The following is a 12,254-nucleotide window of genomic DNA, read 5'->3' as shown; positions in this document are numbered from 1 at the left end:
GGTAACGGTGGAGGAGGAACTGGTCCGTTATCCCCACGATGACGACGCGCTGGGGACTGACGACACCGCGGAGCTGATCATCCTCTTGCGGTCGATCATGGCCGCGGTCGACGAGATGCTGCGCCGGTACGGGGAATTGCAGGACCTCCAGCGCATCGAGATGCTCGCGATCGACCTCATCAGCCGGCGCGACCCCGACCCGATGACCATGGGCGAGCTCGCGGACTCCCTCGGGCTCTCCACGCCCGCGCTCACCGGTCGGATCGACCGTCTCGAGCAGCGCGGATGGGTGCAACGGGTCCGCAGCGCCGACGACCGTCGACGCATCCAGCTGCGGATCACATCGCATGCCCACGACGCGACGGCGCAGTTCTTCCGCCTCATGATCGATCGTCTACGCGAGAAGGTCGGGGGGCATCCCGACGCTGACCGGGTTGCCGCCCACCGAGTGCTCGAGACGGTGTTCGCCGAGGTCTTGTACGCCCAGTCCCAGATCGACTTGGCAACCTCCGCCACGCAGATCGTGGATCCGAGCCTCGATCGTGCCGCTCGGTCCGATCCGACGGACCTCGATCGCTGGAGCGTCCGGCAGGCCCCATGAGCACCCCCTCGGACCAGCGCCTACGCTGGCGCCCATGGTCGATCAGCATCTCCGCCTGACGGAGTTCAGCCACGGCGCCGGGTGAGCCTGCAAGCTCGCCCCCGGCGAGCTGGCGCAGGTCCTGCGCCACCTGGATCCCCCCGCCCACGCCGACCTGTTGGTCGGCGCGAGCCACGCCGACGACGCGGCGGTGTGGCGGCTCGATGCTGACCGTGCGCTGGTGGCGACCCTCGATGTCATCACCCCGATCGTCGACGATGCCTTCGCGTGGGGGCGGATCGCGGCGACGAACGCGGCCAGCGACGTCTGGGCGATGGGGGCGAGGCCGCTGTTCGGGCTGAACATCGTGGGGTGGAACACCGAGGCGCTGCCGACCGCGCTGCTCGGGGAGGTGCTGGCGGGGGGCTCGCGGGCCGCGCGCGACGAGGGGTGGATCATCGCTGGCGGGCACACGGTCGACGACCCCGAGCCCAAGTACGGGCTGGCGGTCGTCGGCGAGGTGCATCCCGACCGTGTGTTGCGCAACCAGGGGCTGCGGTCCGGCGATGCCCTGGTCCTCACCAAGCCGCTCGGGATCGGGATCGCGACCACCGCCATCAAGGCCGGTTCCGCCCCCGCGGGCCTCGAGGGGGCAGCCATCGAGCTGATGACGCGTTCGAACGCGCGTGCGTCGGAGGTCGCGAGCGCCGCCGGCGCCTCGGCCGTGACCGACATCACCGGCTTCGGGCTCCTCGGCCATCTGCGGCGGATGGTCGAGGGGACCGAGCTCGAGGCGACCGTCGAATCGGGGGCGGTGCCGGTCCTGCCCGGTATACGCGAGCTCGCCGCCCGCGGGGTCGTGCCCGGGGGTTCCCGGCGCAACCTGACCTGGGCGCGGGAGCTGCTCGAGGAGCCGGTCGATCTCGAGGGCGCCCTGGTGCTCGCCGACGCGCAGACCTCGGGGGGATTGTTGTTCGGCGCCGAGCCGCAAGCGGCGGAGGACGCCGTCGCCGAGCTGCGCGGCGAGGGCCACGAGGCGGCCGTCGTCGGCCACGTGGGGCCCGGCAGGGGTCGGCTGCGAGTCGTGGAGTAGGCAGGGGTCGGCTGCGGGTCGTGGAGTAGGCAGGGGTCGGCTGCGGGTCGTGGAGTAGGCAGGGGTCGGCTGCGGGTCATCCGATACCTGGGCTGCGAGTCGCCGTGGCCAGCTGCGGGGCGCGGGCTAGCCTTGTCGACAACCCGGTGACGACGGTAGGAGCGACTGGTGACGCGTGCGGAACTGTCCGGCCGGCTCGATCTCGACCGTGAGACCTTCGACGGGATCGTCGAGCACGCCCGCAGCGACACCCCATACGAGGTCTGCGGCCTGCTGGCGACCGACGACGGTGAGCGGGTGACGGCCCACTACCCCGTTCCGAACTCCGCGCGATCCATGACGTACTACAACATGGATCCGAAGTCGATGCTGCACGCGATGAACGACATGGACGACCACGGGTGGGAGCTGTTGGCGATCTACCACTCGCACACCCACACCGAAGCCTTTCCCTCGCCCACCGACGTGGAGCTGGCCTTCTACCCGGACGCGGTCTACCTGATCGTGTCGCTGCAGGATGCCGAGTCCCCCGTCCTGCGCGCGTTCAACATCGTGGACGGCAAGATCACCGAACGAGTCCTGACGGTCGAAGGGGAAGCTGCAGCGGCTGGTCCGCGTTGACGGGGTTGCACCTATAGCTACCCCGAGGTCGTGCGGCTCGTGCCCGCGCGCTGGGTAGCCTTGCCAGCGTCGCGACAGGAGGATCACACCCCATGACCGTTGAAGTCCGCGTGCCGACCGTGCTCCGCCAACACACCGGCGGGGAGTCGAAGGTTGCTGCGGAGGGCGCGACCCTCCGAGAGGCCATCGACGATCTCGAGGCGCGCCATGGCGGCATCAAGGAGCGCCTCGTCAGCGAGCAGGGGGACCTGCACCGGTTCATCAACCTCTACGTCAACGACGAGGACGTGCGGTTCCTGTCCGGCATCGACACCCCCTTGGACGAGGGCGACAGCATCGCAATCCTGCCGGCGGTCGCCGGTGGGCACCGATAGGTCGAGGTCGGCGTGCTTGCTCCGGACATCACCAGCACCGTCGGTCGGACGCCGCTCGTGGGTCTGCCCGGGCTCGCCCCCGACGGCTACGAGATCTATCTCAAGCTCGAGGGCGAGAATCCGACAGGCTCGATCAAGGACCGCGTCGCGCAGTACCTCATCGCGGCCGCCGAGCGCGATGGGACGTTGCACTCGGGCAGCCGCGTGCTCGAGCCCACGAGCGGCAACACCGGTATCGCGCTCGCCGCGATCTGCGCGCCGCGCGGCTACAAGCTGACGTGCGTCATGCCCGAGAACACCTCCCCCGAACGCACCCAGTTGCTCGAGATGTACGGGGTCGACATCGTCTACACGCCCGCGGGGGAGGGTTCGAACGGGGCGGTCCGGGTCGCTCGCGAGATGGCCGAGGGGGATCCCGACGTCTTCATGCCGTTCCAGTACGGCAACCCGGCGAACCCACGGGCTCACTACGAGACGACGGGGCCCGAGATCATCCAGGACCTGCCCGACGTGGGGGCCGTGGTGGCCGGGTTGGGTACCGGCGGCACGTTGACCGGGGTCGGACGCCGCCTCAAGGAGCACGACCCCGACGTGAAGGTGGTCGCCGCCGAGCCCGAGTACGGGGATCTCGTGTACGGGCTGCGCAACCTTGACGAGGGGTTCGTGCCGCCGATCTTCGACGCGGACGTGCTCGACGGACGGATCAAGGTCGACAGCCGCAAGGCGCTGCGGGCCACCCGCTCGCTGGTCGGCGACGCCGGTGTCTTCGCCGGGCCGTCGACCGGGGCGGCGGTGCACGTCGCGCAGCGCCTCAGCACGCCGCGCCGCCTGCCCGAGGGAACGAAGATCGTGGTGGTCAGCCCGGACGGGGGTTGGAAGTACCTCTCGTCGGGCGCGTACGCGCCGGGGGACGAGGAGACCGTCGCCGAACGCCTGTCCGAGCAGCTCTGGGCGTGAGGTGGTGCGGGACGCATAGACTCCCGCGCGATGCGAGACAATGACCGTCCCACGCCGACGGCGAGGAGCACGGCGGCGGACGGGACGCCCCAACCCGGTGACGTGCGCCCGATCGGTGTCTTCGACTCCGGTGTCGGCGGCTTGACCGTCGCGCGGGCCCTCATGGACCTGCTGCCCGACGAGCGGCTGACCTACGTCGGCGACACCGCCTGGGGGCCGTACGGGCCGCGGCCGCTGGACGCGGTGCGTGAGCGCGCCCGCAGCATCGTCGACTGGCTCGCCTCCCAGGACGCGAAGCTCGTCGTCGCCGCCTGCAACACCGCCACGGCCGCGGCGTTCTCGCAGGACCCGATCGCGACGACCGTCCCGGTCGAGGGCGTGGTCACTCCGGCCGTGCGGACCGCCGTCCGGGCCACGCGCACGGGCGAGATCGGGGTGATCGGGACGGTCGGCACGATCCGTTCGCGGGCGTACGAGCAGGCGGTCGCGGCGGCCTCTCCCGAGGTCCGGGTGCACGCTCGCGCGTGTCCGGACTTCGTCGACTTCGCCGAGCGCGGACGCACGACCGATCCGGGGGTCCGGGCGGCGGCCACCGAGGCGCTGGCGCCGTTGCGCGATGCGGGTGTGGACACCCTCATCCTGGGCTGTACCCACTATCCGCTGCTCACCGGGGTGATCGGCCACGTCATGGGGCCCGACGTGCTGTTGGTTTCCAGTGCCGAGGAAACCGCGCGGCGGGTGTTCGGCCGCCTCGTCGACGAGGGCCTGGACGCCCGTGCGCCACAGCACGTGCCGCACCGCTTCGTGGTGTCCGGGGACGGCGCGGTCTTCCGGGGACTGGCATCGCGGTTCCTCGGCCCGCGTCTGGCCGACGTCGGCGATGCGGCGGCGGTGATGACGACGGGGCTGCAGCTGCCGGAACCAGTGGGAGGGACGGCGTGAGCGTGGCCGTGACCGTTCTGGGTTCGTCGGGGACGCATCCGAGTCCGGGCCGGGTCTGCTCCGGCTACCTCGTCGAGAGCGAGGGGTTCCGATTGCTGCTCGACGCGGGCAACGGGTCGCTGTCGAACCTTCCGTGCGACGTGGCGGAGCTGGACGCCGTCATCGTGAGCCACCTGCACGCCGACCACTGCGTCGACTTGTTCGGCTTGAACTACGCGTTGCGCTTCCACCCCGCCGGTCCGCGATCGGTGCCCGTCTACGCCCCGGCGGGCGCGCACGCCCACCTCGAGCAGTTGCTGCCCTCAGGCGACTCGGGGCTCGGGGACCACCTGGGGTTCGCCTCGGCGACCGCGGGCGACACGTTGGAGCTCGGCCCCATGCGCGTGCGGCTGCACGCGATGAACCATCCGATCGAGACCATCGCCAGCCGCATCGAGGTCGCCGATCGGGTCGTGGCCTTCTCCGGCGACACGGCCGCGACCGACGCCCTCGTGGACTGCGGCCGCGAGGCGGACCTGCTCATCTGCGAGGCGAGCTGGGCGACCGCGGACGGCCCGTTCCCACCGGGCATCCACTTGACGGGCACCGAGGCGGGCCAGCACGCGGACGAGGCCGCGGCCGCCCGGCTCCTGATCACCCACGTCTTCCCCTCGTACCGTCCGGAGGAGATCGCCGCCGAAGCCGCCCGCGCGTATTCCGGTGAGGTGCGGGTCGCCAACGACCGAGAGGAGCACGTGCTGTGACGGCAACCCCTGGTTCCAGCGACGAGTCCGTCGTGCCCGCGGGCGGGCCGCGCCACGATGGCCGTACACCCGACGAGCTGCGTTCGGTGTCGATGCGCACGGGGGTCCAGGCGTTCCCCGCCGGGAGCGTGGAGATCGAGTGCGGGCAGACGCGTGTGCTGTGCGCCGCGAGCGTCGAATCGGGTGTGCCGCCCTGGCGGCGTGACTCGGGGCTCGGCTGGGTGACCGCCGAGTACTCGATGCTGCCCGGCGCCACCAGCGAGCGCAGTCGCCGCGAGTCGACCCGTGGGCGCATCGGGGGCCGGACACACGAGATCCAGCGGCTGATCGGCCGTTCGCTGCGCGCGGCGATCGACCTCGGCGCCCTCGGCGAGGTGTCCATCGTGGTCGACTGCGACGTCGTGCAGGCCGACGGCGGGACGCGCACGGCCTCGGTGACGGGGGGATGGGTCGTGCTCCAGCTCGCCCTCGACGCCCTTTACGCGCGCGGGGAGCTCGCCGAGCCGCTGGCACTGGAACCACTCGCGGCGGTCAGTGTGGGGATCGTCGACGGTCGCCCGGTGCTCGACCTGGACTACGTGGAGGACAGCGCGGCCGCCGTCGACATGAACGTCGTCGTGGTCGGAGATGAGACCCCTCGGTTCGTCGAGGTCCAGGGCACGGGCGAGGAAGCGCCGTTCGATCGTGGGGAGCTCGACGGGTTGCTCGACCTTGCGCTGGCGGGTTGCGAGCGGCTCCGGGAAGCGCAGCTGGCCACGCTGCATCGGGCCCGGAGCGCGGTGGCATGACGAGCGCGACCGTCGTCCTCGCGACCCACAACGCGCACAAGGTCGCCGAGCTGGCGAGGATCCTCGAAGGGCTTGTTGTCGCGTTGCGGTCGGGGCGGGACCTCGACCTGCCGGAGGTCGACGAGACCGGCGCGACGTTCGCGGAGAACGCGCTCCTCAAGGCCCGAGCGGCGCACGCTGCGACGGGCCTGGCCGCGGTCGCGGACGACTCGGGGTTGGTGGTCGATGCGCTCGACGGCGACCCGGGGGTCCGGTCGGCGCGGTATGCGGGCGAGCACGGGGACGACGCGGCGAACCTGCGGCTGGTCCTCGAGCGCATGCGCGGCGTCGAGGACCGTGGAGCCCGGTTCGTGTGCGCGGCGGCGCTCGTCACGCAGGCGGGGGAGTGGGTGCGGGAGGGCACGTTGGACGGGACACTCGTGGCCGAACCGCGGGGTACGGGGGGGTTCGGCTACGACCCGCTCCTGGTGCCCCAGGGTGAGCTCGGACGGGACACGCCGCGTACGTGCGCGGAGCTGACCCCCGAGGAGAAGGACGCCATCAGCCACCGTGGCGCGGCCTTTCGCGCGCTGCGGCCCGTGGTGGTGGAGGCGCTCGCCGTGCAATGAGCGGGCCGGCGCGGCCATTCCCGGGAGTCGCATCGGCACGGTCGCTCGGCGACGCTCAGGTATCGATGCCCAGGAGACTGCTCGGTCGCACTCCCCACCGGTCGAACGAGCCCGGTTCCGCCTCCACCACGACCCGGCTTTCGCGGACGACCCGTGTCATCCGCCACGGACGCAGGCGCACCGTGCGGAGCACGCGGAGGTCACGGTCGCAGAACGCCACGTCCAAGGGGGCGCGCAGACCCACGGAGTGCACCGAGCGGCACGGGTCGAGCAGGAGCGCGCCCGCCAGTGGCTGCTTCCCGAGTGCGCCCCGCAACCTGGACCATGCCGTGTCGGCGATCTCGACCTCGGCCACGGCCTCCCCGTTCACGAGCAGCCGCACTGCTGATCCCTCCTCGCGGTCCGAGCCCTGTCGAGATGCGCGCTTTGTGCCAGTGTCGTAACCTATTCAGGTCGCCAGGACGCTGGTTCAGTGGTAGGGGCCACGTGAGACGCATGCTGTTGGTGGCGGTCGTCGCAGTCGCCATTGTTGGCTGCGGGGGTGACGAGGACGTCGGTGCGTGCTACGAGGATCCGCCTCGAGCCTCCGCCGACCACGAGTCCGTGGACTGCGAGCGAGCCGTTTCGAGGTCGTGGACGTCGATGATCTCGAGCGGTTCGACGACGAGTACCCCGGGCGGGACGAGGTCGCGCGGGCCGCCTTCGATCGCTGCGCGGCGGCGTTCGAGGCCTACGTCGGCGCGAGCCCGGCCCGGTCCGCGCTCGACGTGTGGTTCGATCACCCGGACGAGCGGGCGTGGGCGGATGGGGACCGTCGGCTGGTGTGTGCGGCCAGTGCCGAGGAGGGCGAGGCACTCGGTGGCTCGGTGGCCGACGAGGGACCATGACCGCTGAGCACCGACGAGGACGGACTCGACGTCGAGACCACCGTGACCGATCCCGCGGGTCAGGAACGCCGGTACGTGTACGACGGCGGTGTGCTGACCGCCCAGGTCGACGCGCTCGGCAACGTCACCCAGTACCGCTACGACGACGACCTCAACGTCGTCGAGGTGACGGACGCGGTGGGCGACACGGTCGAGATGGCTTACGACGCGGCGGGCAGCCTGACCGAGATCGTGCGCCCCGAGCCGTTCGACGAGCCCGAGCGCATGATCTACGACGACGATCACAACCTCGTTGAGCACCGCGCGCCTGACGGCGCCCACACCAGCTTCGAGTACGACGACGCGCGCAACCTGATCGGCGTCGAGCTGCCCGACGGCAACCGGGCCCGCTTCTCGTACGAGGACGGGCTGCCCGGCCAACCCACCTCGGTCGAGTTGTCGGACGGGACCGTGTGGGCTCTCGAGTACGACGATACCGGGCGGCTGACGGCGCAGGTCTCACCCGAGGGCCGCGTCGCCGAGCTGGAGTACGACGACGCCGGACGGGTGACCACCGTGCGCGAGGCGTCGGCCGACGGTGAGCACCCCGCCGAGTGGGAGCTCGCCTGGGACGAGGCCTCCCGGTTGACGGCGATCACGGATCCCTCGGGGGCGACCGCCCAGGCCACCTACGACGATATGGGGCAGGTGACCGAGGTCGAGGATCCCGAGGGGCGCGTCACGTCCTACGAGTACACCTCCACCTACGAACTCGAGCGCGTCACCGACGACAGGGGCGCGGAGACGGTCTACGAGTGGAACGCGTCGGGTCGGCTCGACGCACGGGTCGCGCCGACGGGTGCGCGTACCGACTACGGCTACGACGCGGCGGGACGGCTCACCTCGGTGACGGGTCCCGACGGTGAGACGTGGGAATACGGTTACGACCCGGTCGGTCGCCTGATCACGGCGGAGGAGCCGAACGGGCTCCAGACCGTGATCGGCTACAACGCGGTGGGGCTGCCTGCTGCGCTCGACGCCGGTGACCGGGAGCCGGTCCGGGTGGACTACGACCTCGGCGGGCGTCCGGTCGCCATGGAGGACGAGCTCGGCGAGGTCACCTACGACTACGACGCCCTCGGACGGTTGGTCGAGATCGCCCGGGACGGCGCGACCACCCACGAGTACGGCTATGACGAGGTCGGCAACCTCGTGCGCCGGTCGGTCGACGGGATCCCGGAGGTCGCGATCGGGTACGACGGCGACGGGCTCCCTGTTCGCGTGGAGGGTGGGAACCACACGGTCGAGCAGTCCTTCGACACTGCCGGCCGGCTGACGGAGCGCCGTTGGGCCGACGGGACCGAGATGGAGGTCGGCTACGACGCCGCGGGTCGGATCGCATCGATGCTCACCCGCGACGAGGGTGAGGTGCTCGAGGCTCACCAGTACCGCTACGACGATGCCGGCCTTCCGGTGGCCCATGCCACACCAGCGACGACGACGAACTACGGGTACGACGAGCAGGGGCGTCTGGTCGAGGAGCTCGTGGAAGCCCGCGGCACCGGCGAGCAAGTCTCCGCGACGGAGTACACGTACGACGATGCGGGCCGGCGGACCGAGCTGAGCACCGACGAGGGGGTGACGGCGACGAGTACGACGAGGCCGACCGGCTCGAACGGGTCACCGACCACGACGGGGAACGCACGGAGTTCTCCTACGACGCGGCCGGCAACCGCACCCGGGCCGGCGACCTCGCGATGGAGTACGGCCCGTTCGGGCAGGTCAGCGCCGTCGAGGGGCCCGACGGCCGCAGCGACTTCGTCCACGACGGCGCTGGCGTTCGCCAGCTCGCCGAACACGAGGACGGGTCGACGACCGACTACACCTGGGACGTGGGGACGCTGAACTACCCGCTGCTCGCGGTCGAGGGCGAGCAGCGTGATGGCGGTGACGCCGTCGACGAGGCGTACCTGCGGGGCCCCTTCGGGGGATCTGCTGGGCGTCGAGGCCACCGGCGGGCACCCCGGTGCCGTGGCACACACCGACCGGCTCGGGTCCGTGACTGCCCTGTCGGACGGTGGTGACGTCGCCGGCCGGCTGGACTACTCCTCCTTCGGAACCGTGGACGACCGAGACGTCACGGGGACGGCAGGAAACGTCGCACTGGGGTTCACCGGTGAGCTGCACGACGACGAGCGCGGGCTGGTGCATCTACGCCTGCGCGACTACCAGCCCGAAATCGGCCAGTTCACCGCCCTCGACCCGGCGCCCGCCGCCGCGGGCGAGCCCTACCACACGCCGTACCACTACGCGTACAACCAACCGACGAACCTCACCGACCCCTCCGGCGCGTGCCCGCTGTGCGCGGCGGCCGGCGCCGCGGTCGGCGGGCTCGTCGGCGGTGGGGTGGAAGCCGGACGGCAGCTCTTCTCGGAGGACCGCAGCCTCGGGGAGCTCGACTGGGGTTCGATCGGCGCGGAGGCTGCAGGGGGTGCGGTCGCCGGCGGCCTCATGGGCCTGGCGGGGCCCGCGGGTGGTGCGATCGCCGGCGGGCTCGGAGCCTCCTCGGCCGGGGGCGTCGCCACCGGGATGTCGCTCGGCATCACCGGCGCAGCGGGCGGGATCGGTACGCAGACCTCCTCGGTCCTTCGGGGCGACGGGTTCGCGTCGGTCACGGACACGGCGATCGGCGCGGGTACGGCACTGGCCGGACGCGGTGTCGGGTCGCTCGCGACACGGACCCGGTTCGTCCCGGAGTTCCGCAGCATGCACACGATCAGCCAGTCGCGCCATTTCGGGCCGCAGCAGTTCTCGCGGTACTTCGACCACCCCGGTCACAACTACACTGCCTTGCGGCGTCAGAACATGGTCAGCGCATCCTGGGTCATGTTCCAGGGAGTGGGTGATATCAGTGTCGAGCACTACATGACCGGCAAGTGAGGCACGGATGTCCGAGGAACGTGTCGAAGCCCTGTCACGGTTCGATCGCCTCGGCGGTGCGCCGTGGCTGCAAGTGGGGATGTTCCTGCTCTTCGCGGTCGTGGGTGCGGGTGTGCTGATCTTCGATCCGCACGGGACACCGGTGACGACGCTGCCGGTCCTCGCGGCCGGTGTGCTCGTCGGCCTGATCCTGGCGTTCCTGGGCGGCCGCGGTCGCGTGCACGTGGGCATCTCCGCCTTCGAGCTGGGGTTGATCCCGGTCCTGGGGATCGCCGCCTTGGCGGTCACCGGCGGGCACGGCCCGCAGACCCTGGGCGTGTTGTGCTTCTACATGGCGACGGTGATCGGCCTGCGGTGGATCCTGCCGTGGGGCCTGCTGCGCGAGGCGGGCGGTTCGCGCGAGGGATGACCGGTGCCCGGCTGGTGCGAGCCGCTCGTCCCGAGGGAGTGAGCGATGGGGTGGTGGAATCGGCTGCGGCGCTACTTCGGCGGGGCTGATCCCGCAGCGGTCCCCGAGCTCGTGGAGCGGCTCGAGGGCCGTCACGAGGACGTGTCGGTGGCGCTGGTGGAGTTGCCCGTGCAGCGGCGTCCATCGGGTGAGGTGGCGTTGCGCGACGCGGATGCGACCGGGGCGATGTTGGACGCCGCGACCGATCAACTCCCCCACGCGAGACGTCAGGGGAAGGAGCGTTGGTCCTGCGGCTCGTGCCAAGCTGATCTCGGCGGGATGCCGGGAGCCGAGCAGCGGGCGGACCTGCGGGTCGGCCCCGGCAAGGGACCGCCGTTCACGCTCGAGGTCACGATGCCGGGCTGGCAGTGCTGGTCGTGCGGGGCCGTGCAGGTGGCGTCCGACGACGAGCGGGCCAACTCGTTTCGCGAGGCGATCATGGCCGCGATGGCCAGCGGGGGCGTCAAGCGTTCCTGATCGGGCGGGCCCACTCACGCGAGGAACGCGAAGGTGAGAGCGACGCCGCCGAGGGCGTAAGCCAGGCAGACCGGCAGGGTGGCCCGCAGCACATCGCCCCCTGGCCACCGAGTTGCACCGTGGCGCCCGCCGCGATGATGTTGTGGGGACAGATCGCGTTGCCGGCGGCCGCGCCGAACCCCTGGGCGCCGACGATCGGGGCGGCCTCGACGCCGAGCGTGCTCGCGGTCGCGTCCTGGAAGTCGGTGAACAGGATGTTCGACGCCGTCGCGGACCCTGTCACGAACGTGCCGAGCAGCCCGATGAACGGGGCCAGCAGCGGGAACGCACCGCCGGCGAGCCCCGCGACGGCCGCGGCGAGCACCTCGATCATCCCGGCCTGCACGAGCAGCCTGGACAGCAGCAGCATCGCCACGAGCGCCACCACGACGGGCGCGAGCGACCGCAACGCCACCGACAGCGCGGCGCCCAGCTGCTCGCGCCGGGCGCGCTGCCGCGACGCACCGACTGCGAACGAGAGCACGAGCATCGTACCGGGGTGGTAGAGCGGCGCGAACGTTCCCTCGAAGCGCCCACCGAAGGCCCACGAGAGCTCGACGCTCTCGAGGGCCCCGCGCACCGGGGGCACGAGACGCGTCACCAGGATCACCGCGATCAGGACGATGTAGGGCGCCCCGGCACGCAGGAGGGCGAGCGTGCCCGTGCCTGCCCCGTCGGGACCGACCGCGTCGGCTTCGTTGGGGGCGTCCTCCCGGTCCCCCCGGTCGTCGTCCGAGGACGAGGCCGGGTCCCGCGCCGTTCGGCGACGACGCGCCAC

Annotated in this window: 16 protein-coding genes; 14 read left to right on the top strand and 2 right to left on the bottom strand. The window is 71.4% G+C overall.

All coding sequences use genetic code 11. The features are described from left to right. Positions 1–7 precede the first annotated feature (7 nt). From ER308_RS03725 to rdgB, 9 genes are all read left to right on the top strand, one after another. Positions 8–601, top strand: a complete 594-nt coding sequence (locus tag ER308_RS03725; RefSeq protein WP_165491796.1) for a MarR family winged helix-turn-helix transcriptional regulator — start codon at positions 8–10, stop codon at positions 599–601. A 34-nt stretch (positions 602–635) separates the two neighbouring features. Then, positions 636–1,673 (top strand): selenide, water dikinase SelD, encoded by a 1,038-nt coding sequence (gene selD / locus ER308_RS03720; protein ID WP_131153741.1) that lies wholly within the window; start codon positions 636–638, stop codon positions 1,671–1,673. A 168-nt stretch (positions 1,674–1,841) separates the two neighbouring features. Beyond that, the gene (locus tag ER308_RS03715; protein ID WP_205745882.1) at positions 1,842–2,294 is read left to right on the top strand and encodes a M67 family metallopeptidase; all 453 of its coding nucleotides are present in this window, start codon (positions 1,842–1,844) and stop codon (positions 2,292–2,294) included. Between the two features lie 92 nt (positions 2,295–2,386). Beyond that, positions 2,387–2,668 (top strand): ubiquitin-like small modifier protein 1, encoded by a 282-nt coding sequence (locus tag ER308_RS03710; protein WP_131153740.1) that lies wholly within the window; start codon positions 2,387–2,389, stop codon positions 2,666–2,668. 12 nt (positions 2,669–2,680) lie between these two features. Then, a complete protein-coding gene (locus ER308_RS03705; RefSeq protein WP_131153739.1) occupies positions 2,681–3,625 on the top strand; it encodes a PLP-dependent cysteine synthase family protein in 945 nt (314 codons plus the stop codon). 30 nt (positions 3,626–3,655) lie between these two features. After that, a complete protein-coding gene (murI, locus tag ER308_RS03700) occupies positions 3,656–4,567 on the top strand; it encodes a glutamate racemase (protein WP_131153738.1) in 912 nt (303 codons plus the stop codon). Continuing rightward, a complete protein-coding gene (locus tag ER308_RS03695; RefSeq protein ID WP_165491795.1) occupies positions 4,564–5,310 on the top strand; it encodes an MBL fold metallo-hydrolase in 747 nt (248 codons plus the stop codon). Before murI ends, ER308_RS03695 begins: the two co-directional genes overlap by 4 nt. Before the next feature lie 92 nt (positions 5,311–5,402). Then, entirely contained in the window at positions 5,403–6,098 is a 696-nt protein-coding gene (gene rph, locus ER308_RS03690; protein ID WP_131156885.1) for a ribonuclease PH, read from the top strand. After that, positions 6,095–6,706: an RdgB/HAM1 family non-canonical purine NTP pyrophosphatase gene (gene rdgB, locus ER308_RS03685; protein WP_131153737.1), complete on the top strand. Its 612-nt coding sequence runs from the start codon at positions 6,095–6,097 to the stop codon at positions 6,704–6,706. The genes rph and rdgB overlap by 4 nt, the downstream gene beginning before the upstream one ends. A gap of 55 nt (positions 6,707–6,761) precedes the next feature. Here rdgB and ER308_RS03680 read toward each other — a convergent pair whose 3' ends face one another. Continuing rightward, the gene (locus ER308_RS03680) at positions 6,762–7,088 is read right to left on the bottom strand and encodes a DUF192 domain-containing protein (protein ID WP_165491794.1); all 327 of its coding nucleotides are present in this window, start codon (positions 7,086–7,088) and stop codon (positions 6,762–6,764) included. A gap of 178 nt (positions 7,089–7,266) precedes the next feature. Between ER308_RS03680 and ER308_RS03675 the strand changes: the two genes are divergently transcribed. Genes ER308_RS03675 through ER308_RS03650 form a run of 5 tightly spaced genes read left to right on the top strand, consistent with a single transcriptional unit; the run spans position 7,267 to position 11,437 of the window. After that, positions 7,267–7,593 (top strand): septum formation family protein, encoded by a 327-nt coding sequence (locus ER308_RS03675; RefSeq protein WP_131153735.1) that lies wholly within the window; start codon positions 7,267–7,269, stop codon positions 7,591–7,593. Between the two features lie 42 nt (positions 7,594–7,635). After that, positions 7,636–9,477: an RHS repeat domain-containing protein gene (locus ER308_RS03670; RefSeq protein WP_131153734.1), complete on the top strand. Its 1,842-nt coding sequence runs from the start codon at positions 7,636–7,638 to the stop codon at positions 9,475–9,477. A 36-nt stretch (positions 9,478–9,513) separates the two neighbouring features. After that, positions 9,514–10,512 carry an RHS repeat-associated core domain-containing protein gene (locus ER308_RS03660; protein WP_131153733.1) on the top strand — a complete coding sequence of 333 codons (999 nt, stop codon included), beginning with the start codon at positions 9,514–9,516 and terminating at the stop codon, positions 10,510–10,512. Between the two features lie 7 nt (positions 10,513–10,519). Further along, positions 10,520–10,921, top strand: coding sequence for a hypothetical protein (locus tag ER308_RS03655; RefSeq protein ID WP_131153732.1), 402 nt, complete (start codon positions 10,520–10,522; stop codon positions 10,919–10,921). Between the two features lie 45 nt (positions 10,922–10,966). Then, positions 10,967–11,437 carry a hypothetical protein gene (locus tag ER308_RS03650; protein ID WP_131153731.1) on the top strand — a complete coding sequence of 157 codons (471 nt, stop codon included), beginning with the start codon at positions 10,967–10,969 and terminating at the stop codon, positions 11,435–11,437. Here ER308_RS03650 and ER308_RS03645 read toward each other — a convergent pair. Next, on the bottom strand, positions 11,424–12,254 hold the full coding sequence (locus ER308_RS03645; RefSeq protein WP_131153730.1) for an L-lactate permease: 831 nt from the start codon (positions 12,252–12,254) through the stop codon (positions 11,424–11,426). The genes ER308_RS03650 and ER308_RS03645 overlap by 14 nt on opposite strands.

Origin of the sequence: Egibacter rhizosphaerae, assembly GCF_004322855.1 — a bacterium.
Classification (GTDB): Bacteria; Actinomycetota; Nitriliruptoria; order Euzebyales; family Egibacteraceae; genus Egibacter; species Egibacter rhizosphaerae.
This window is presented reverse-complemented; position numbering and strand designations above follow the sequence as displayed.